This is a genomic window from Coralloluteibacterium stylophorae, assembly GCF_018122625.2.
Classification (GTDB): domain Bacteria; phylum Pseudomonadota; class Gammaproteobacteria; order Xanthomonadales; family Xanthomonadaceae; genus Coralloluteibacterium; species Coralloluteibacterium stylophorae.
This window is the reverse complement of the sequence record NZ_JAGQFT020000001.1, coordinates 465,565-486,341: the sequence shown is the minus strand read 5'-3', so window position 1 is coordinate 486,341 and position 20,777 is coordinate 465,565. Positions and strand designations below refer to the sequence as shown.

Here is a 20,777-nt window from a genome sequence, read left to right as displayed (position 1 = left end):
CCGCTAGAATTCCCGCTCGCCCCACCCCCTACCTCAACCCGTCCGGATCGGCTCCTGCCGCATCCGCGGGTCTGCGCGTATCCGAAGGCAGCGCAGCGAGGCCCCAGCCAGGCGAGATCCCAGTGACGCAACCCGCACTCCTTGCGCTCGAAGACGGCACCGTGTTCGAGGGCATTTCCGTAGGCGCAGCCGGCAGCCGCGTCGGCGAAGTGGTGTTCAACACCGCCATGACCGGCTACCAGGAAATCCTCACCGACCCTTCCTATGCGCGCCAGCTGGTCACGCTGACCTATCCGCACATCGGCAACACCGGCTGCACCGACCAGGACAACGAATCGTTCAAGGTCTGGGCCTCGGGCCTGATCTGCCGCGACGTGCCGCGGCGGCCGTCGAACTGGCGCAGCCAGCTCTCGCTGCCGGCGTGGCTGGCGAAGAACGACACCGTCGCCATCGCCGACATCGACACCCGCCGCCTGACCCGCCTGCTGCGCTCCACCGGCGCGCAGAACGGCTGCCTGGTGGCCGGCGACGACGTCGACGCCGACGCCGCGGTCGAGGCCGCGCGCAAGTTCCCGGGCCTGAAGGGCATGGACCTGGCGAAGGAGGTCGGCGTGCGCGAGCGCTACGAGTGGAGCGAGGGCCGCCTCGACCTCGACGCCGGCACGTTCGCCCGGAGCGACCGCCGCTTCCACGTCGTCGCCTTCGACTACGGGGTCAAGACCAACATCCTGCGCATGCTCGCCGAGCGCGGCTGCCGCATCACCGTGCTGCCGCCGCAGACCTCTGCCGCCGAGGCGCTGGCGCTGGATCCGGACGGCATCTTCCTGGCCAACGGCCCGGGCGATCCGGAGCCCTGCGACTACGCCATCGCCGCGATCCGCGAGCTGCTGGCGAAGCAGATCCCGACCTTCGGCATCTGCCTCGGCCACCAGCTCCTGGCGCTCGCCGCCGGCGCGAAGACGGTGAAGATGAAGCACGGCCACCACGGCGCCAACCATCCGGTGATCGACCTCGACACCGGGCGGGTGATGATCACCAGCCAGAACCACGGCTTCGCGGTCGACGAGGCGACGCTGCCGGCCAACGTGCGCGTCACCCACCGCTCGCTGTTCGACGACACCAACCAGGGCATCGCGCTCACCGATGCGCCCGCGTTCGGCTTCCAGGGCCATCCCGAGGCCAGCCCCGGACCGCAGGACGTGGCCGGCATGTTCGACAAGTTCGTTTCGATGATGGAGGCCCGCTGAGATGCCCCGCCGTACCGACATCCAGACCATCCTCGTCATCGGCGCCGGCCCGATCGTCATCGGCCAGGCCTGCGAGTTCGACTACTCCGGCGCGCAGGCCTGCAAGGCGCTCAAGGCCGATGGCTTCCGCGTGGTGCTGGTCAACTCCAACCCCGCCACGATCATGACCGACCCGGAGACCGCCGACGCGGTCTACATCGAGCCGATCAACTGGCAGACGGTCGAGAAGATCATCGCCAAGGAGAAGCCGGACGCGCTGCTGCCGACCATGGGCGGGCAGACCGCGCTCAACTGCGCGCTCGACCTCGCCGACCACGGCGTGCTCGAGAAGCACGGGGTCCAGCTGATCGGCGCCTCGCGCGAGGCGATCCGCACCGCCGAGGACCGCGAGCTGTTCCGCGTGGCGATGGGCGAGATCGGGCTGGAATGCCCCAAGGCCGAGGTCGCGCGTTCGTTCGAGCAGGCGCTGGAGATCCAGGCCAAGGTCGGCTTCCCGACCATCATCCGCCCGAGCTTCACCCTCGGCGGCTCCGGCGGCGGCATCGCCTACAACCGCGAGGAGTTCGAGGAGATCATCAAGCGTGGCCTCGAGCTGTCGCCGGTGGGCGAGGTGCTGGTCGAGGAGTCGGTGCTGGGCTGGAAGGAATTCGAGATGGAGGTCGTCCGCGACACCGCGGACAACTGCATCATCGTGTGCTCGATCGAGAACCTCGACGCGATGGGCGTGCACACCGGCGACTCGATCACCGTCGCCCCGGCGCAGACGCTGACCGACAAGGAATACCAGCGCCTGCGCGACGCCTCGATCGCGGTGCTGCGCAAGATCGGCGTCGACACCGGCGGCTCCAACGTGCAGTTCGGCATCAACGCCCAGACCGGGCGCGTGGTCGTCATCGAGATGAACCCGCGCGTGTCGCGCTCCTCGGCGCTGGCCTCCAAGGCCACCGGCTTCCCGATCGCCAAGGTCGCGGCCAAGCTCGCGGTGGGCTACACCCTCGACGAGCTGCGCAACGAGATCACCGGCGGGCTGACGCCGGCCTCGTTCGAGCCTGCGATCGACTACGTGGTGACCAAGATCCCGCGCTTCGCCTTCGAGAAGTTCCCGCAGGCCGACGCGCGCCTGACCACGCAGATGAAGTCGGTCGGCGAGGTCATGGCGATCGGCCGCAGCTTCCAGGAATCGGTGCAGAAGGCCCTGCGCGGACTGGAGACCGGCAAGGTCGGCTTCGATCCCACCGGCCTCGACCTCGGCAGCGACGAGGGCCTGACCGCACTGCGCCGCGAGCTCAAGGAGCCGGGCGCCGAGCGCATCTTCCACCTCGCCGACGCCTTCCGCGCCGGCATGAGCGTGGAGGAGGTGCATGCGCTGTCCTTCGTCGACCCGTGGTTCCTCGACCAGATCGAGGAGATCGTGCAGCTCGAGAACGACGTCGTCGCGCGCGGCCTGCAGGCGCTCGACGCCGCGACCCTGCGCCGGCTCAAGCGCAAGGGCTTCTCCGACGCGCGCCTGGCCCAGCTCACCGCCACCGACGAGGCCGCGGTGCGCGCGCTGCGCCACGCCTTCAGGGTGCAGCCGGTGTACAAGCGCGTGGACTCCTGCGCTGCCGAGTTCGCCACCGACACCGCCTACCTGTATTCCACCTACGAGGAGGAGTGCGAGGCCAATCCGTCCGACCGCCGCAAGATCATGGTGCTGGGCGGCGGCCCGAACCGGATCGGGCAGGGCATCGAGTTCGACTACTGCTGCGTCCATGCCGCGCTCGCGCTCCGCGAGGACGGCTACGAGACGATCATGGTCAACTGCAATCCGGAAACCGTCTCCACCGACTACGACACCTCCGACCGCCTCTACTTCGAGCCGCTGACGCTCGAGGACGTGCTCGAGATCGTGGCGCTGGAGAAGCCGGAAGGCGTGATCGTGCAGTACGGCGGGCAGACCCCGCTGAAGCTGGCGCGTGCGCTCGAGGCGGCCGGCGTGCCGATCGTCGGCACCTCGCCGGACTCCATCGATCTCGCCGAGGACCGCGAGCGCTTCCAGCAGCTGGTCACCCGCCTCGGCCTGGAGCAGCCGCCGAACCGCACCGCCCGCACCGCCGAGGAGGCGCTGGTGCTGGCGCGCGAGATCGGCTATCCGCTGGTGGTGCGCCCGAGCTACGTGCTCGGCGGCCGCGCGATGGAGATCGTCTACTCCGACGCCGACCTCGCGCGCTACGTGCGCGACGCGGTCAAGGTCTCCAACGACTCGCCGGTGCTGCTCGACCGCTTCCTCGACAATGCCGTCGAGGTCGACGTCGACATCATCGCCGACCGCGACGGCAAGGTCCTGATCGGCGGGATCATGGAGCACATCGAGGAAGCCGGCGTGCACTCCGGCGACTCGTCCTGCTCGCTGCCGCCGTACTCGCTGTCGAAGGGCGTGCAGGACCGCCTGCGCGAGCAGGTCGCCCAGCTCGCCCGCGGGCTCAACGTGGTCGGCCTGATGAACACGCAGTTCGCGATCCAGGACGAGGCGATCTTCATCCTCGAGGTCAACCCGCGCGCCTCGCGCACGGTGCCGTTCGTGTCCAAGGCGATCGGGCGGCCGCTGGCCAAGATCGCCGCGCGCTGCATGGTCGGCCAGACGCTGGCGGAGCAGGGCGCGCTCGACGAGATCGTGCCCGGCTACCACTCGGTGAAGGAGGCGATCTTCCCGTTCGCCAAGTTCCAGAACGTCGATCCGATCCTCGGTCCCGAGATGCGCTCCACCGGCGAGGTGATGGGCGTCGGCCGCGGCTTCGCCAGGGCGTTCGCCCGCGCGCAGGAGGCCGCCGGGATCCGTGCCCCCAAGGTCGGCAAGGCCTTCGTTTCGGTGCGCGATCCCGATAAGGTGAGGTTGCTGCCGGTCGCGCAGGAGATGGTCCGCCGCGGGTATACGCTGGTGGCGACGGCCGGCACCGCGGCCTACCTGGCCGGCGAGGGCGTGGCCTGCGAGGTGGTCAACAAGGTCACCGAGGGCCGGCCGCACGTGGTCGACCTGATCAAGAACGGCGAGATCGTCTACATCGTCAACACGACCGAGGGTCGCCAGGCGATCTCCGACTCGTTCTCCATCCGGCGCGAGGCGCTCCAGCACCGCGTCACCTATTCCACGACGATCGCCGGCGCGCGTGCGCTGCTGCAGTCGCTGGACCACCGCGGCGAGGGCGACGTGTCCTCGCTGCAGGAACTGCACCAGGAGTTGCACGGATGAGCACGCGTATTCCCCTGACCGCCGCCGGCGCCGAGCGCCTGCGCGCCGAGCTCGAGGACCTGACGCGGGTGAAGCGGCCGGCGGTCATCGCCGCCATCGCCGAGGCGCGCGAGCACGGCGACCTCAAGGAGAACGCCGAGTACCACGCCGCGCGCGAGCAGCAGGGCTTCATCGAGGGCCGCATCAAGCAGCTCGAGGCCGACCTCTCGCATGCCGAGATCATCGACCCGGGCAAGCTCAACCCGGGCGGCAAGGTCGTGTTCGGCGCGACGGTGGTGCTGGCCGACGTCGAGACCGACGAGGAGAAGACCTACCAGGTGGTGGGCGACCTCGAGGCCGACATCAAGCAGAACCGCATCTCGATCTCGTCGCCGCTGGCGCGCGCGATGATCGGCAAGGAAGCGGGCGACACCGTGGTGCTGGACGCGCCGGGCGGCCAGCGCGAGTTCGAGCTGGTCGAGGTGCGGTACCAGGCCTGAGGCTGAGGGCCGCCCGATGCTGACCCTGTTGCTGCCGGCGGCGGAACGCCTGCGCGGCCAGCGCCTCGACGCCGACCTCGCGCTGCGGCTGGCGCGCGCCGATCGCCCGGCCGCGGGCGAGCCGGGTTACCTCGCGCAGCTGCGGCGCCAGTTCGACGTGGCGCCGTGGCCGCCGCCGATCGCGGCGCTGACCCGGCAGCACGACGCCGGCGACGCCGCCCATCACGCCTGGCTGCGCGCGGATCCGGCCTACGTGCGCATCGACATCAATGCCGGGCGCATGCTCGCCTGCGGCGAGACGCTGCAGATCGCCGCCGACGAGGCGCAGGACCTGCTGCGTCCGCTCAAGCCGCTGTTCGGCGACGCCGGCTTTCCGCTGTCGGCGCCGCACCCGGCGCGCTGGTATCTGAGGCTGCCGCGCGAGGCCCGCATTCCAGCGTTCGCCTCGCCGGACGACGTGCTCGGCGACGACCTGTTCGAGCACCTGCCCGACGGCACCGACGCCCGCCGCTGGCGCAGCCTGATGAGCGAGGCGCAGGTGGTCCTGCACAACCATCCGCGCAATCAGGCGCGCGTGGAGCGCGGCCTGCCGCCGGTCAATTCGCTGTGGTTCTGGGGCGGCGGGCTGCTGCCCGACCGCGTCGGCAGCACGCTGGCCTGGGTGCGCAGCGGCGATGCGGAGCTGCTGGCGCTGGCCGCCGCCGCCGGCGTACGCGTCGATCCGGGCGGCGATATCCCCGCGGGCGACGGCCTGATCGACCTGCGCGGCGTGCGCGACGTGGCAGCGCTGGCCGGCGAATGGCTGCGTCCGGCGCTGGACGCGCTCGACGCAGGGCGCCTGGACGCGCTGGCGCTCGACCTCGCCGACGGCGGCCGGCTGCGCCTCACGCGCGCGCAGCGCTGGCGGCTGTGGCGGCGGCGTCCGTTCGCGTTCGCGGCATGAGGAGGCAGGCTTGAGTCCGGCGCTGCGCATCCGGCGCCGCGCAGTGCCTGCGCACGGGCCGTGGCGCGACATGCATCCGGTCCTGCAGCGCATCTACGCCGCGCGCGGCGCCTGCGACGACGCGGCCGCGCTGCTGCGCCTGGCGCGCCTGCATCCGCCGGCGGAACTCGGCGGCATCGACGCCGCCACCGCGCTGCTGGCCGAGGCGATCGCCGCCGACCGCCACATCGTGGTGGTCGGCGACTTCGACTGCGACGGCGCCACCGGCACCGCCACGGCCGTGCTCGGCCTGCGCATGCTCGGCGCCGGGCGGGTCAGCTACCAGGTGCCGCACCGCGTGCAGCACGGCTACGGACTGTCCCCGGCGCTGGTCGAGGTGCTGGCCGAGCGCGCGCCGGACCTGGTCCTGACCGTCGACAACGGCATCGCCTGCCTGGCCGGCGTGGCCGCCGCGCGCGCGCGGGGCTGGCGGGTGGTGGTGAGCGACCACCACCTGCCGGGACCGGCGTTGCCGGCCGCCGATGCCATCGTCAATCCGAACGCACCCGGCTGCGCCTTCCCGAGCAAGTGCATGGCCGGCGTCGGCGTCGTGTTCTACCTGCTGCTCGCCCTGCGCCGCCGGCTGCAGGACGCCGGCACCTTCGCGGGCGCGCCGCCGGACCTCGCCGAGCTGCTCGACCTGGTCGCCGTCGGTACCGTCGCCGACCTGGTGCGGCTCGACTACAACAACCGCGTGCTGGTCGCCGCCGGGCTGCGCCGCCTGCGCGAGGGCCGCTGCCGACCGGGACTGCGCGCGCTGGCCGAGGTGGCCGGGCGCCGGCTGGAGACGCTGTCGACCACCGACATCGGCTTCGCCCTGGCGCCGCGCCTCAATGCCGCCGGGCGCCTCGACGACATGGGCCTGGGCATCGAGTGCCTGCTCGCCGACGACCCGCAGCGCGCGCGCGAATACGCCGCCGCGCTCGACGGCATCAACGCCGAACGGCGCGCGTTGCAGCAGCAGATGGTCGACGAGGCCGACCGCCTCGCCGCCGCCGTCGGGCTGGAGCAGGGCGCGGCGCCGCTGGCGCTGAGCCTGTTCGATCCGGGCTGGCATCCGGGCGTGGTCGGCCTGGTCGCCTCCAAGCTCAAGGAGCGCCTGCACCGCCCGGTGGTGGCGTTCGCGCCCGCCGACGAGGGTGCGGACGAGCTGCGTGGCTCGGCGCGCTCGATTCCAGGTTTTCATATCCGCGATGCGCTGGCCGCGGTCGATGCCGCGCATCCCGGGCTGATCCCGCGCTTCGGCGGGCATGCGATGGCCGCCGGCCTGACCCTGCCGCTGGCGCACCTGGAACGCTTCGGCGCCGCCTTCCAGGCCGAGGTCGAGCGCGGCCTCGATGCGGAACTGCTGGAGCAGGAGCTGGCCAGCGACGGGCCGCTCGCCGCGGACGACTTCTGCCGCGAGCTCGCCGAGCTGCTGCGCGCGGCGGGGCCGTGGGGCCAGGGCTTCCCGGAGCCGGTGTTCGACAACGCCTTCGAGGTGCTCGACTGCCGCGAACTCTCCGGCGGGCGCCACCTGCGCCTGCGCCTGCGCGCGAGCGACGGCGGACCGGTGCTGTCGGCGATCCGCTTCGGCTGGGACGGCGTGCCGCCGCCGGCGCGGATCCACGCCGCCTACCAGCTCGAGCCGGACGACTTCCGCGAGCGCCGCGACATCCAGCTGCTCCTGCGCCACATCGCGCCGGCCTGAGCAGTCCATTCCGATCCCACCCGTCAGGAGATTCCGCTTGAAGCCTATCGGTGCCGGCTCCGCCGTCCTCGCCGCCGTCCTCGTCCTCGCCGCCTGCGGCCGCGGACCACACGCGCTCGGCGACGCGCAGCGCCTGGAGGTCGGGGACGAGATCCGCGGCGAGATCACCTCGGCCGCCCGCCTCAACCTCAACGACGGCAGCCGGAGCGTGCTCTACGACGTCGATCTCGCCGCGGGTTCGGTCGTCGAGTTCCAGCTCGAGGGAGCGCTGCGCGCGGGGCTCGTGCTGCTGGAGGATGGGGCGCCGGTCGCGCGGGCGACGGCCGACACCGCGGAGGGCCAGCTCCGGCTGTCGTATCGCGCCGCAGAGGCCGGACGCCGGGTGCTGGCGGTGAGCGGCAGCGACGCGGACGCCTACGGGCCGTTCCGGCTGCGTGCGCGCGACATCCCGCTCGAGGAGGGCGCGACGCTCGCGCTGCCGAGCGACGTCGCGGCCTGGCTGCCGGCCGAGGGCCGGGACTGGACGGTCGAGATCGCCGAAGCGGGCCTCTACGTGTTCGACGCGCGTTCCGGCGCCGTGGACGCGCAGCTGGAGGTGAGCGGCCCGTCCGGCACCTTCGGCAACGACGACCACGGCTCCGGGCTGGATGCGCGGGTCACGGCGGTGCTCGAACCCGGCCAGTACCGCGTGCACGTCGGCGCCTACGGCGGCGGCGAGGGACTGGTCCGGGTCGCGGTGGAGGCGCGCCCGCTGCCGCAGGGTGGGACGGTGCAACTCGGCGGCGAGCTGGCGCTCGACGGGCCGCCGCTGTACGGGGTGACCGGCGTCGACGCCGCCGGCTACACGCTGGCGATCGCAGGCCGCACCGGTGTCCGCATCGAGATGCGCGGCGAGGACATCGACAGCGTCCTGGGGCTGGAAGGCGAGGGCGTGTCCCTCAGCGACGACGACGGCGCCGGCGGCTACGACGCGCGCATCGAGACGGTGCTCGAGCCCGGCCGCTACGCCATCTCCACGCGCAGCTACGGCGCCGAGGGCAGCTTCGTCCTCACCGCGACCAGCACCGAGCTGCCGCCGGACATCGGCGGCGGCGCGCTGCAGGTCGGTACGCCGCTGGACCGCCGCCTGCTCGCCGGCGCCACCGACCGCTACCAGCTGGAGGTCGAGCGCGCGGGCGACTACGTGATCGACATGATGTCCAACGACCTCGACAGCGTGCTCGGCCTGTACCGCGGCGAACGCCCGCTCGGCGAGGACGACGACGGCGGCGAGAACGAGGACGCGCGCCTGCGGCTGACGCTCGAGCCCGGCCGCTACGAGATCCGCGCCTCGTCCTACCTCGGCACCGGCGGGCGCTACAGCATCAGCGTCCAGCACGACTGAGCCCGGCGCCGGTGCCGGCCGGTACCGGCGGGTCAGTGCAGCGTCGGCGTCGACCCGGGCGCCGGCTCGGCGAGCGCCGGGCGCCAGTCCGGGGCCTGCGCGCCGAGGATCTCGATGGCGCCAGCGACGGCGCTGCGGTCGGGGTCGGCGAGCACGCCGGCGACGTCGCCCCGCGCCGGATCGACGCCCCAGAGCCCGGTCCAGGCGTCGCGCCCGGCGCGCTTGGCGGCATACAGCGCGACATCGGCGATCCGAGCGGCATCCTGCCAGCCGCCGCGGGTGCCGTCGGCGAAGAAGGGGCAGGGTGCGAAGCCGATCGAGACGCTGATGCGGGGTCCGTCGTCCGCGCCGGCCGCCGCCGCCAGCCGCAGGCGCTCGGCCACGGCGCTGGCGCCGGACGGGGTCAGCCCGCGCGCCAGCACCAGGAACTCCTCGCCGCCCCAGCGCGCGACTAGGTCGTCCGGGCGGCAGGCCTGGCGCAGCGTGCCGGCCAGCGCCACCAGCACCGCATCCCCTGCGGCATGGCCGCTGCGATCGTTGATGGCCTTGAAGTGGTCGACGTCGATGAGCATCAGCACGTCGCGCTGGTCGCCGTGCGCCGGTGCCGCGGCGGTGCCGGCGGCGAGCCGGGCGGTCGCCGCGCGGCGGTTGACCAGGCCGGTGAGGGCGTCGGTGTTGCTGAGACGGCGCAGGCGGCGCGTGGCCTTGCGCTGCACCAGTGCGACGCCCAGGCCCGCGACCAGGAGCAGGCCGAGGGCGCCGAGCGCGACATCGCGCAGCGTGCGGTCGCGGCCCGCCTGCAGCGCATGCAGTTCGGCCTGGTGGCGGCTCTCCAGGGCCTCGCGCGTGGCGGCGGCGTCCTGCATCTGCGCCTGCAGCAGCGCGAGGTTGTCGAGGTTGAAGGCGCGCAGCGCGTCGATCTGCAGGCGGGCGAGATCCTCGCTGGCGGCCAGCGCCTCCTCGTCGCGGCCCAGCGCGTGCAGCGCGGCGAGACGCTCGCGCAGCGCGTCCCGGCGTTCCCGCGGCGCCGGGTCGCCTTCGATCGCGGCCAGTGCGGCGGCGGCGCTCGCCAGTGCGGCGGCGGAATCGTCCTGCGCCCGCTCCAGGCGGGCGCGCAGCACCAGGCTGGCGGCCTCGCCCGCCGGGTCGGGCAGGGCGCGCTGCACCGCGATCGCCTCGGCCAGCGCCGCCGCCGCCTCGTCCTGCCGCGGGGTGCCGATCAGCAGGCCGGCGGCCTCGGCATCGAGGCGCGCCGCGACCAGCCCGTTGCGCTCCTCGGCGGCGATGCGCCGGGCCTCGTCGAGCATGCGGCGCGCGCGCTGCGGCTGCTGCATGCGCAGCAGGTTGACCACGCGGTCGTAGTAGAGGGTGGCGCGGTCGTGGTCGGCGCCGGCGTCGCTCAGCGCCGCGGCCTGCGCGTAGTACTGCTCGGCCAGCGCATAAGCGCCCAGGTGCTCCGAATGGATACTGCCGATGTTGACCAAGGTCGCGACCTGCACCGCGCGCGCGTCGGTCGCCTCGGCGCTGGCATACGCCTCGAGGTAGGCCGACAGCGCGCCCTGCAGCTCGCCGGCGAGCTGGCGGATCGCGCCGAGATTGGACAGCACGCGCAGGCGGTCCTGCGGATCGATGTCGTCGCGGCGGGACAGGTCCTGCAGGCGCGCCGCGGCAGCGCGCGCCGTCGCCACGTCCCCGGCGAGTCCCGCCGCGTAGCCGAGGCAGACCTGGATCTTCATCTCGGTCAGGGCCGGCAGCGCACCGGCGTCGAGAAGCCGGCGAGCCAGCGCCATCGCCCCGGCGGGCTGGCCGCGGCGCATCTCCAGGCAGCGCATGGCCTCGGCATCGACGCCGGGCGCGTCCTGCGCCGGCGCCGCGGCGCCGCGCAGCGCGCAGGCCAACAGGGCCGCAGTCAGCGCCGCCAGCAGCATCGGCTTGGTCATCGTCGTATCCGCCCGGACCGGAAGTATTCCGTGCAGACGGGAAGCAAGCGCCGTGCCGGGTGGAGGACGCGGCGCGCCGCCGTGCCCGCGACCGCCGCGTCGCGCTCTGCTATCCTCGCCGGTCTTTTTCATTGCACCGACGCAGGACCGAGACGAGCCATGATCGAGCTCAATCCCGTCCGCCAGCGCATCGCCGACCTCCGCGGTCGGCTGGATGCGCTGAGGGGGTATCTTTGACTACGACCTCAAGGTCGAGCGGTTGGAGGAAGTCGACCGCGAACTGGAACATCCCGACGTCTGGAACGAACCCGAGCGCGCCCAGGCGCTCGGTCGCGAGCGCGCCAGCCTCGACCGCGTCGTCGGCGGCATCCGCAGCCTGAGCGAGGGCCTGGCCGGCGCCGCCGAGCTGCTGGACCTGGCCGAGGCCGAGGACGACGAGGACACCGCGCAGGCGGTGGTCGAGGACGTCGAGAAGCAGGCCCGCGAGGTCGAGCAGCTCGAGTTCCAGCGCATGTTCTCCGGCGAGATGGACGGCGCGCCGTGCTTCATCGACATCCAGGCCGGCGCCGGCGGCACCGAGGCCCAGGACTGGGCCGAGATGCTGCTGCGCATGTACCTGCGCTGGGCCGAGTCGCGCGGCTGGAAGGCCGAGCTGATGGAGGCCTCCGCGGGCGAGGTCGCGGGCGTGAAGTCGGCCACCGTGCGCGTCGAGGGCGACTACGCCTACGGCTGGCTCAAGACCGAGACCGGCGTGCACCGCCTGGTGCGCAAGAGCCCGTTCGACTCCGACAACCGCCGGCATACCTCGTTCACCTCGGTCTTCGTGTCCCCCGAGGTCGACGACGACATCGACATCGACATCAACCCCGCCGACCTCAAGACCGACGTGTACCGGTCCTCCGGCGCGGGCGGCCAGCACGTCAACAAGACCGAATCGGCGGTGCGCATCACCCACGTGCCGACCAACACCGTGGTCGCCTGCCAGACCGAGCGCTCGCAGCACGCCAACCGCGACCGCGCGATGAAGATGCTCAAGGCCAAGCTCTACGAGCTGGAGCTGCAGAAGCGCAATGCGGAGAAGGACGCGCTGGAGGCCTCCAAGTCCGACATCGGCTGGGGCAGCCAGATCCGCAACTACGTGCTCGACCAGTCGCGGATCAAGGACCTGCGCACCGGCGTCGAGCGTAGCGACACCCAGAAGGTGCTCGACGGCGATCTCGACGAATTCGTCGAGGCGGCGCTGAAGTCCGGCCTCGAGGCCGGCGCCAAACGCATCGACGCCTGACCCGAGGTCCCGTCCGTGGCGCGCAGGTCCGTCGCGGGCGGGCCGCCCGCGGCGGGGCCGTCCCCGCCATGCACCTGCGCCCCGCCACGAAGCCCGCCATGACCGAAGCCACTCCGCAGCCCGAAGCCGCCCTCGACGAAAACAAGCTGATCGCCGAGCGTCGCCAGAAACTCGCCGCGCTGCGCGGCAAGGGCCCGGCGTTCCCGAACGACTTCCGCCGCGACGCCTTCGCCGGCGACCTGCAGGCCGAGTTCGCCGACGCCGAGCGCTGGGGCGCGGAGGCGCTCGAGGCGGCGCCGCGGCGCGTGGCGGTGGCCGGCCGGCTGATGGCCAAGCGGATCATGGGCAAGGCCAGCTTCGCCCAGATCCAGGACGAGTCCGGGCGCATCCAGCTGTTCCTGCAGGCCGCGGCGCTGGGCGAGGCCTACGACGCGTTCAAGCACATGGACGTCGGCGACATCGTCGGCGTGACCGGCACGCTCACCCGCACCCGCACCGGGGAGCTGTCGGTGCGCGCCGACGCGCTGCGCCTGCTGACCAAGTCGCTGCGCCCGCTGCCGGACAAGTGGCATGGCTTGGCGGACGTCGAGCAGCGCTACCGCCAGCGCTACGTGGACCTGATCGTGACGCCGGAGGCGCGCGAGGTCTTCGTCAAGCGCTCGAAGATCATCCGCGCGATCCGCGCCTGGCTCGACGCCCGGCGCTTCCTCGAGGTCGAGACGCCGATGATGCATTACATCCCCGGCGGCGCCACGGCCAAGCCCTTCGTCACCCATCACAACGCGCTCGACCTCGAGCTCTACCTGCGCGTGGCGCCGGAGCTCTACCTCAAGCGCCTGGTGGTCGGCGGGCTGGAGCGGGTCTACGAGATCAACCGCAACTTCCGCAACGAGGGCGTATCGACCCGGCACAACCCCGAGTTCACGATGCTCGAGCTCTACGAGAGCTACGCCGACTACCACGCGGTGATGGACCTGACCGAGGGCCTCATCCGCGACGTGGCGCGGGACGTGCTCGACACCACCCGCGTGCAGTGGGAAGGCGCCGACATCGACCTCGGACCCGCGTTCCGGCGCTGGCGCATGGACGAGGCGGTGCGCCACCACAACCCGGAGATCTCGGCCGCCGACTGTCGCGACCGCGACGCGCTCGCCGCGCACTGCGCGCGGCTGAAGATCCCGGTCAAGCCCGGCTACGGCTGGGGCAAGCTGCTGCTGGAGATCTTCGAGAAGACCGTCGAGCACACCCTGGTGCAGCCGACCTTCATCACCGACCATCCGGTCGAGGTCTCGCCGCTGGCGCGCGAGAGCGACCGCGACCCGGGCATGACCGACCGCTTCGAGCTGTTCGTCAACGGCAAGGAGATCGCCAACGGCTTCTCCGAGCTCAACGATCCCGAGGACCAGGCGGCGCGCTTCCGCGCCCAGGTCAAGGCCAAGGAGGGCGGCGACGATGAGGCCATGCACTACGACGCCGACTACATCCGTGCGCTGGAGGTCGGCCTGCCGCCGACCGGCGGACTGGGCATCGGCATCGATCGCCTGGTCATGCTGCTGACCGGCGCGACCTCCATCCGCGACGTGCTGCTGTTCCCCTACATGCGTCCCGAGGCCGGCTGAACGATCCGCGGCGCGCAGCGGCGGGCGCAGCGCCGCCGCCTCAAGCGGCGCCGGCGGTCGGCCGATATGACCGGTCAGGCCCGCGCGCGCGGCGTCCCGACCTTCTGCGGATGCGCGGGGCGGGGTACGCTCCTGTCGCCGCCGGGGAGTGCGGCGCGCCGCACGCCAGCGAGGATCTTCCAGTGAACGTGCTCATCGTCGACGACCTGCCGTCCCAGCGCACCATGCTGCGCCATGTGATCGAGGACATCAGCAGCGGAATCCAGGTCACCGACTTCGGCGACCCGGTCGAGGCGCTGCTGTGGTCGCAGAGCGCGCACCCGGACCTGCTGCTGCTCGACTACCGCATGCCCAAGCTCGACGGGCTGGAGTTCGCGCGCCGCTTCCGCCGCCCGTTGACCCACCGCGACGTGCCGATCGTGCTGATCACCGTGGTCGGCGACGAGCCGGTGCGCAATGCCGCGCTCGATGCCGGCGTGATCGACTTCATGGTCAAGCCGATCAAGCCGCGCGAGCTGCGCGCGCGCTGCCGCAACCTGCTGGAACTGCGCCAGCAGCAGCAGTCGCTGAAGTCGCGCACCCGCCTGCTGGAACGCCAGCTGCTGTCGAGCATGCACGAGCTCGAGGAACGCGAGCGCGACATCCTGCTGCGCCTGGCGCGCGCCACCGAGCACCGCAGCGGCGCCGCCGGCTACCAGATGGAGCGGATGGCGCGCTACGCCGGCCTGCTCGCCGAGACGCTCGGCCTGCCGGACGAGGAGGTGCGCATGATCGAGCTCGCCGCGCCGCTCAACGACATCGGCAAGATCGGCGTGTCCGACGCGATCCTGCAGAAGCCGGGGCCGCTCGACGCCGAGGAGTTCGAGGCGATCAAGCGCCATCCGCGGATCGGCCACGATATCCTCAGCGACAGCCGCAGCCGGTTCGTGCAGGCCGGCGCGCTGATCGCGCTGCACTACCAGGAGCGCTGGGACGGTGGCGGCTATCCCGCCGGGCTGAAGGGTGCGGCGATCCCGGTGCAGGCGCGCATCGTGGCGGTGGCCGACGTGCTCGACGCGCTCACCAGCCCACGCCCCTGGCGCGACGCGTGGACGCTCGCCGAGGCGCTCGCCCACATCGAGGCCGAGGCCGGGCGCCAGTTCGATCCGGACGTCGTGCGCGCCCTGCTGTCGCGCCGCGCGCAGGTCGAGGAGCTGCACGGGAACTTCAGCGGCGGAGCCGTGCTTCCGCCGGCGCGTGGGCAGGCCTGAACGGAGTCCGGCATGACCGATCACACCCTGGCGCGATGGCTTTCGCGCTACCGCGATCGCGAGGACAGCGAGCACCAGCAGGCAGCGGTGCGGATCGTGATCCTCGGCATCGTCGCGCTCTACCTGGCCTGGCTCGACCCCAGCGACGGCCCGCCCGTGGTGGGTCTGCGCGCGGTGGCCTGGTTCACCGGCCTGTCGACGCTGATCGGGCTGGGCATCCTGGGCTGGATCGCGGTCGCACCGGGCAAGTCGCACATCCGCCGCGGCGTCGGCATGGCCGCCGACTACAGTCTGCTCGGCATCGCCATGATGCTGATGGGGCCGAACATGGCGCAGCTGTACGTGATCATCATGTGGATCACGATCGGCAACGGCCTGCGCTTCGGGCCGGCCTACCTCTACATCGCCATCGGCTGCGCGGCGGCGAGCTTCGGCGCGGTGATCATGGCGACGCCGTACTGGCAGGCCATGCCGGTGCTCGCCTGGGGCCTGCTCGTGGGCCTCGTCGCGATCCCGCTGTACCTGAGCTCGCTGCTACGGGCCTTGGTCCGCGCCACCGAGGAGGCACGACGCGCCAACGAGGCCAAGAGCAACTTCCTGGCCAACATGAGCCACGAGTTCCGCACGCCGCTCAACGGCATCGTCGGCATGGCGGAACTCCTGATCACCACGCCGCTCACGCCGGAGCAGCGCGACAGCGCCGAGGTCATCCAGACCTCGGCGCGCAGCCTGCAGATGCTGGTCGAGGACGTCCTCGACATCTCCGCGATCGAGGCCGGCAAGCTGCGCCGCAGCGACGAGGACTTCAGCCTGTCGGAGCTCCTGCGCGGCGTGCAGGTGATGCTGGTGCCGCCCGCGCACGCGAAGGGGCTCGGTTTCGAGCTGGAGGTGGGGCGCGAGGTGCCGGACGGCCTCCACGGCGACGCCACCCACGTGCGCCAGGTGCTGGTCAACCTGCTCGGCAACGCGATCAAGTTCACCGAGGAGGGCCGGGTCTCGCTGAAGGTGAGCCTGCTCGGGCGCGACGAGAACGGCGGGTCGCGCCTGCGCTTCTCGGTGCGCGACACCGGCATCGGCATTCCGGCCGAGGCGCTGGAGCGCATCTTCGATGCCTTTGAGCAGGTCGACACCGGTCACGCGCGACGCTACGGCGGCACCGGCCTCGGCACCACGATCTCCAAGGCGCTGGTGACGCTCATGGGCGGGCGCGTCGGCGTCGACAGCGAGGAAGGCGCCGGCTCGCACTTCTGGTTCGAGCTGCCGTTCGCGGCGGCACGCCAGCCGTTGGCGGCCGCGCCGCCCGCCGACAACGTCATCGCCTTCGACGATCCCTTCGTGCGCCATCGCGCCCGGGTGAGGCCGCTGCACGTGCTGGTCGCCGACGACCAGCCGGCCAACCTGATGGTGATGCGCAAGCTGCTGGAGAAGGCGGGGCACCATCCGCGCACCGTGGAAAGCGGCGAGGAGGCGCTCGCCGCCATCGAGACCGAGCCCTTCGACGTGGTGATCGTCGACCTGCACATGCCCGGCCTCAGCGGCATCGAGGTCATCAAGCAGGCCGCCTTCATGCAGGCCGGGCGGACGCGCACGCCCTTCATCGTGCTCACCGCCGACGCCACCTCGAGCACCCTGGTCGAATGCCAGCGCGCCGGCGCCCGCGCGGTGCTGACCAAGCCCATCGTGGTGGCGCGGCTGCTGGAGAACCTGGCGGAGATCGGTTGCGGCGAGCGCGACGGCGCGACGCCGCCGCTGCCGGCCCCGGTCGATACCGACGAGCTGATCTCGCAGACCATCCTCGACGAACTGGCGGAGATGCACCTCGGCGCGGACTTCGTCACCCGCTTCCTGGGCGAATGCGCGCGCGACGCCCGGCGCTGCATCGCAGAGCTGGAGGACGCCGGCAGGACTGCCGCCTGGGACGAGTTCCGCGACAGCTGCCACGCGCTCAAGGGCGTGACCAGCAACATGGGCGCCGTACGCATGGCGGCGACCGCGTCGGACGCCATGCGCCTGACCAACTGGCAGTTGCCGCGCGAATGGAAGCCGCGGGTCGGTCTGCTCCGGCAGCAGCTCGAGCTGACCCTGACCGCGCTGCGCGCGCGCGGCGAGAGCGTGCCGGTGGAGCGCGATTCCTGACGGTCCGGTCCCGGCGCCATGGCAGGCGCCGGAACCGGCCGCGCCGTTTCAGCCGGCCGGGGCGGACAGCGTCTCGCTGCCGGTGCCCGGTCCGCCCGGGCGCCGGAGCTGGGCCCGGACCAGACGCTCCATCGTCCGCAGCGAGCGGTCGCCGAGCCTCAGCGCCGCATCGACCCAGATCCCGGTGATGCGCATGAGCTCGTCGAGGCTCACCGGCTCGGTGGTGCGGCGGACCTCGTCCAGCGCGAGGCGCGCGCTGGCGATCCGGCGGTTGCGCAGGATCCGCTCCTCGACCGCGCGCACGCCTTCGCCCTTGCCGACGAGGACGTCGACGATGCCCATCCGGTGCAGTTCGTCGCTGGTGTACATGGTGCCGTTGAGCATCATCTCCTCGGCCAGCTTCGCGCTCACGCGCTGGCGCAGGTAGGAGAAGGCGCCCATGCCCGGGAACAGGCCGAAGAGCACCTCGGGGAAGCCCATGCTCACCCCGGATTCGGCCACGATCGTCTGGCACGACAGCGCCAGCTCGAAGCCGCCGCCCAGGGCGTCGCCCTCGACCAGCGCGATCGAGTGCGCGGTCGGGTGCAGGCGTCCGTGCAGGGCGTACACGCCTTCGACGCAGTCGCGGGCGTAGGTCAGCAGCCCATCGCGGTCGCGGGCGCGGATGTAGCGTCCGAAGAGGTCGAGATCGCCGCCCAGGTTGAACACGGGCGCATCGGAGGCAACCACCACGTGGGCGATCGCATGCTCGCCGGTCGCTGCGCGCAGCGCGATCCGATCCGACGCATGCCGCAGGTAGGCGTGCATCTCGTGCATCAACGGGCGGTTGAAGCAGGGCCTGTAATCGGCCTGGGCGGCCGCGGCGTGGGCATGCATGAAGCACCAGTAGGCGTCGTTGTCGGACTCCTCCTGGATGCGGATCGTGGAATAGGCGGACTCGCGGTGCAGCAGCTTGACGTTGTTCATCTGGAAAGACCCCTGGGAAGCGCGACCTGGTGGAGCGCGGGCAGATCGCTGAAAGTGTGACGTGGGGAAGAGCGCTCGACGCGATTACTAGATCGCGGGCCCTTGACAATGTAAATAGGCTCTGCCAGCCACATCCCGCTGCCGTTGCGGCAACGAAAAGGGCCCGCGCGGAGGCGGGCCCTTGTTCACTGGTGCCGCAGGGGCGTCCGGTCAGGCGGCGGAGCGGGTCGCCTCGGCGGCGGGCGCGATCTCCTCGCGCAGCTCGCGGCGCAGGATCTTGCCTACGTTGCTCTTGGGCAGCTCCTTGCGGAACTCGATGTGGCGGGGCCGCTTGTAGCCGGTGAGGTTCTCCCGGCAGTAGGCATCGACGTCGGCCTTCGACAGCGCCGGGTCCTTGGGCACGATGACGGCCATGACCGCCTCGCCGGAATGCTCGTCCGGAACGCCGATCGCGGCGACTTCCAGCACGCCCGGCATCTGCGCGAGCACGTCCTCGACCTCGTTCGGATACACGTTGAAGCCGGACACCAGGATCATGTCCTTCTTGCGGTCGACGATGTAGACGAAGCCCTGCGCATCCATCCGCGCCATGTCGCCGGTATGCAGCCAGCCGTCGGCGTCGATCGCCTTGGCCGTCTCCTCCGGGCGCTTCCAGTATCCGGCCATGACCTGCGGCCCCTTGATGCACAGCTCGCCGACCTCGTCGAAGCCGAGGGTGCGGCCCTCGTCGTCCTTGATGCAGGCGTCGGTGGAGGGGATCGGCAGGCCGATGGAGCCGTTGTACTCGGCGAGGTCGGGACGGTTGATGCAGGCCGCGGGCGAGGTCTCGGTCAGGCCGTAGGCTTCCACGAGGGTGCTGCCGGTGACCTTCTTCCAGCGCTCGGCGACCGCGCGCTGCACCGCCATGCCACCGCCGAGGGTGAAGCGCAGGCGCGAGAAGTCGACCTGGTCGAAGCCCGGCGTGTTGAGCAGGCCGTTGAACAGCGTGTTGACGCCGGTGATGTGGGTGAACGAGGCACCCTTGAGCTCCTTGACGAAGCCCTTCATGTCGCGGGGGTTGGTGATCAGCAGGTTGTGCGCGCCGGCGCGCATGAACACTAGGCCGTTCGCGGTCAGGGCGAAGATGTGGTAGAGCGGCAGCGCGGTGACGATCACCGATTCGCCCGGCGTGATCGCGGCGCCGATCCAGGCCGAGGCCTGCTGCATGTTGGCGACGAGGTTGCGGTGCGTGAGCATCGCGCCCTTGGCCACGCCGGTGGTGCCGCCGGTGTACTGCAGGAACGCGACGTCGGCAGGATCGATGCGGATCGGCGGAAGCGGTCGGTCGCCGCCGCGCTCGAGCGCCTCGCGGAAGCGCACGGCGCCGGCGATATGGCTGTCGGGCACCTGCTTCTTCACGTACTTCAGCACGAAGTTGATGATCGCGCCCTTGGGGAAGCCGACCAGGTCGCCGACCCCGGTGGTGATCACCTGGCGCAGCGGCGTGTCGGCGATGACCTTCTCGACCACGTGCGCGAAGTTGTCGAGCACCACGATGACGCTGGCGCCGGAGTCGACCAGCTGGTGCCTGAGCTCGCGCGCGGTGTACATCGGGTTGGTGTTGACCACGGTCAGCCCCGCACGCAGGGTGCCGAAGATCGCGATCGGGTACTGCAGCACGTTCGGCATCATCAACGCGACGCGGTCGCCGCGCTTGAGCTTGAGCTCGTGCAGCAGGTAGTTGGCGAAGCGTGCGCTCAGGCGATCGAGGTCGCCGTAGCTGATGGTGGCGCCGAAGTTGCTGAAGGCGGGACGCTCGCGGTACTGCGCGCAGGTCGTCTCGAACAGGGCGACGATCGAGGCATACTCGTCGGCATCGATTTCCGCCGGCACGCCGGCCGGATAGCTGCTCAGCCAGGGGCGTTCCGCACTCATGTTCCCTCCCTCGACACGCGTGATGGGCCTGCGCGCGGACGCGTCCGGCCGTTGTGGTTATCGCAGGATTGGAGCACACGCCCACAGGGCGGGCAAGGCGATCTCTCTGCTGATGGCGACGTGTTTGCTCGTGTTGGCCGCATGTTCGCGGACGCCGAGCGAGGAGGCGCTACGCGTGCGGATCGCGGCCATGGCCGCGGCCGTGGAGGCCCGCGACGCGGGCGCCGTGCTGGCGCCGGTGGCGGAGGATTTCGGCGGCCCCGACGGGCTGGACCGCGATGGCCTGGCGCGTCTGGTGCGGCTGTCGTTCCTGCGCAACGCGGGCATCGGAACCACGCTCGGACCGATGTCGGTCCAGGTCGACGGCGAGCGCGCGCGGGTCGGGTTCGACGCCGGCCTCACCGGTGGACGCGGGCTTCTGCCGGAGCGTGCGCAGCTCTACGCGGTCGAGACCGGCTGGCGCTTCGAGGACGGCGAATGGATGCTGATCTCGGCGCAATGGACGCCGCGGCTTTAGGTTCCGAACCCGCCACCCTGCAGGAGCGGCTTCAGCCGCGACCACCGTCGCCGATGGCCGATCGGGGCTGAAGCCCCTCCCACACCGGCGATGTCGCGGCTGAAGCCGCTCCTGCCGTCCGCTTGCGCCCCCACCGGCC

The 20,777-nt window shown here is 71.7% G+C and carries 14 protein-coding genes; 11 read left to right on the top strand and 3 right to left on the bottom strand.

Annotated features, from left to right (window positions below; genetic code table 11):
* Positions 1–122 precede the first annotated feature (122 nt).
* Genes carA through KB893_RS02100 form a run of 6 tightly spaced genes read left to right on the top strand, consistent with a single transcriptional unit; the run spans position 123 to position 9,011 of the window.
* Complete coding sequence (gene carA / locus KB893_RS02125; protein ID WP_213173366.1) at positions 123–1,247, top strand: glutamine-hydrolyzing carbamoyl-phosphate synthase small subunit; 1,125 nt, start codon at positions 123–125, stop codon at positions 1,245–1,247.
* A gap of 1 nt (position 1,248) precedes the next feature.
* Positions 1,249–4,476, top strand: coding sequence for a carbamoyl-phosphate synthase large subunit (gene carB, locus KB893_RS02120; RefSeq protein ID WP_213173365.1), 3,228 nt, complete (start codon positions 1,249–1,251; stop codon positions 4,474–4,476).
* Positions 4,473–4,955: a transcription elongation factor GreA gene (gene greA / locus KB893_RS02115; RefSeq protein WP_211927557.1), complete on the top strand. Its 483-nt coding sequence runs from the start codon at positions 4,473–4,475 to the stop codon at positions 4,953–4,955. Before carB ends, greA begins: the two co-directional genes overlap by 4 nt.
* A 16-nt stretch (positions 4,956–4,971) precedes the next feature.
* Positions 4,972–5,898 (top strand): phosphoglycerate mutase, encoded by a 927-nt coding sequence (locus tag KB893_RS02110; RefSeq protein WP_213173364.1) that lies wholly within the window; start codon positions 4,972–4,974, stop codon positions 5,896–5,898.
* Between the two features lie 10 nt (positions 5,899–5,908).
* Positions 5,909–7,627 carry a single-stranded-DNA-specific exonuclease RecJ gene (gene recJ, locus KB893_RS02105; protein ID WP_377730502.1) on the top strand — a complete coding sequence of 573 codons (1,719 nt, stop codon included), beginning with the start codon at positions 5,909–5,911 and terminating at the stop codon, positions 7,625–7,627.
* Positions 7,628–7,664: 37 nt separating this feature from the next.
* Entirely contained in the window at positions 7,665–9,011 is a 1,347-nt protein-coding gene (locus tag KB893_RS02100) for a hypothetical protein (protein WP_211927559.1), read from the top strand.
* Between the two features lie 32 nt (positions 9,012–9,043).
* On the opposite strand, the gene KB893_RS02095 is transcribed toward KB893_RS02100, so the two are convergent.
* Positions 9,044–10,951, bottom strand: coding sequence for a GGDEF domain-containing protein (locus KB893_RS02095; RefSeq protein ID WP_211927560.1), 1,908 nt, complete (start codon positions 10,949–10,951; stop codon positions 9,044–9,046).
* Positions 10,952–11,110: 159 nt separating this feature from the next.
* Between KB893_RS02095 and prfB the strand changes: the two genes are divergently transcribed.
* The 4 genes from prfB to KB893_RS02075 all read left to right on the top strand — a co-directional run bounded on the left by prfB (position 11,111) and on the right by KB893_RS02075 (position 17,241).
* Positions 11,111–12,236, top strand: a protein-coding gene (gene prfB / locus KB893_RS02090; RefSeq protein ID WP_213173363.1) for a peptide chain release factor 2 whose coding sequence is annotated in 2 segments (ribosomal slippage) — positions 11,111–11,185 and positions 11,187–12,236 — 1,125 coding nt in all. Because the reading frame shifts where the segments join, the coding sequence is not laid out codon by codon here.
* Positions 12,237–12,334: 98 nt separating this feature from the next.
* Positions 12,335–13,855, top strand: coding sequence for a lysine--tRNA ligase (lysS, locus tag KB893_RS02085; RefSeq protein ID WP_213173362.1), 1,521 nt, complete (start codon positions 12,335–12,337; stop codon positions 13,853–13,855).
* 110 nt (positions 13,856–13,965) lie between these two features.
* Positions 13,966–15,105, top strand: coding sequence for an HD domain-containing phosphohydrolase (locus KB893_RS02080; protein WP_213173361.1), 1,140 nt, complete (start codon positions 13,966–13,968; stop codon positions 15,103–15,105).
* A gap of 12 nt (positions 15,106–15,117) precedes the next feature.
* Positions 15,118–17,241 carry an ATP-binding protein gene (locus tag KB893_RS02075; RefSeq protein WP_213173360.1) on the top strand — a complete coding sequence of 708 codons (2,124 nt, stop codon included), beginning with the start codon at positions 15,118–15,120 and terminating at the stop codon, positions 17,239–17,241.
* Positions 17,242–17,289: 48 nt separating this feature from the next.
* On the opposite strand, the gene KB893_RS02070 is transcribed toward KB893_RS02075, so the two are convergent.
* Both KB893_RS02070 and KB893_RS02065 read right to left on the bottom strand, forming a co-directional pair.
* Positions 17,290–18,207 carry a crotonase/enoyl-CoA hydratase family protein gene (locus KB893_RS02070; protein ID WP_213173359.1) on the bottom strand — a complete coding sequence of 306 codons (918 nt, stop codon included), beginning with the start codon at positions 18,205–18,207 and terminating at the stop codon, positions 17,290–17,292.
* Positions 18,208–18,417: 210 nt separating this feature from the next.
* Positions 18,418–20,121 (bottom strand): AMP-binding protein, encoded by a 1,704-nt coding sequence (locus tag KB893_RS02065; protein ID WP_211928102.1) that lies wholly within the window; start codon positions 20,119–20,121, stop codon positions 18,418–18,420.
* 190 nt (positions 20,122–20,311) lie between these two features.
* Here KB893_RS02065 and KB893_RS02060 point away from each other — a divergent pair, with 190 nt between their 5' ends.
* Entirely contained in the window at positions 20,312–20,638 is a 327-nt protein-coding gene (locus KB893_RS02060; protein ID WP_246505165.1) for a nuclear transport factor 2 family protein, read from the top strand.
* Positions 20,639–20,777 lie beyond the last annotated feature (139 nt).

What these genes read in the sequence shown, in the direction of transcription:
- carB (WP_213173365.1), top strand. Translation starts at nt 1,249, where the DNA reads ATGCCCCGCCGTACCGACATCCAGACCATCCTCGTCATCGGCGCCGGC.
- greA (WP_211927557.1), top strand. Translation starts at nt 4,473, where the DNA reads ATGAGCACGCGTATTCCCCTGACCGCCGCCGGCGCCGAGCGCCTGCGC.
- KB893_RS02110 (WP_213173364.1), top strand. Translation starts at nt 4,972, where the DNA reads ATGCTGACCCTGTTGCTGCCGGCGGCGGAACGCCTGCGCGGCCAGCGC.
- KB893_RS02095 (WP_211927560.1), bottom strand. Translation starts at nt 10,951, where the DNA reads ATGACCAAGCCGATGCTGCTGGCGGCGCTGACTGCGGCCCTGTTGGCC.
- lysS (WP_213173362.1), top strand. Translation starts at nt 12,335, where the DNA reads ATGACCGAAGCCACTCCGCAGCCCGAAGCCGCCCTCGACGAAAACAAG.
- KB893_RS02080 (WP_213173361.1), top strand. Translation starts at nt 13,966, where the DNA reads ATGCGCGGGGCGGGGTACGCTCCTGTCGCCGCCGGGGAGTGCGGCGCG.
- KB893_RS02075 (WP_213173360.1), top strand. Translation starts at nt 15,118, where the DNA reads ATGACCGATCACACCCTGGCGCGATGGCTTTCGCGCTACCGCGATCGC.
- KB893_RS02070 (WP_213173359.1), bottom strand. Translation starts at nt 18,207, where the DNA reads ATGAACAACGTCAAGCTGCTGCACCGCGAGTCCGCCTATTCCACGATC.
- KB893_RS02065 (WP_211928102.1), bottom strand. Translation starts at nt 20,121, where the DNA reads ATGAGTGCGGAACGCCCCTGGCTGAGCAGCTATCCGGCCGGCGTGCCG.
- KB893_RS02060 (WP_246505165.1), top strand. Translation starts at nt 20,312, where the DNA reads ATGGCCGCGGCCGTGGAGGCCCGCGACGCGGGCGCCGTGCTGGCGCCG.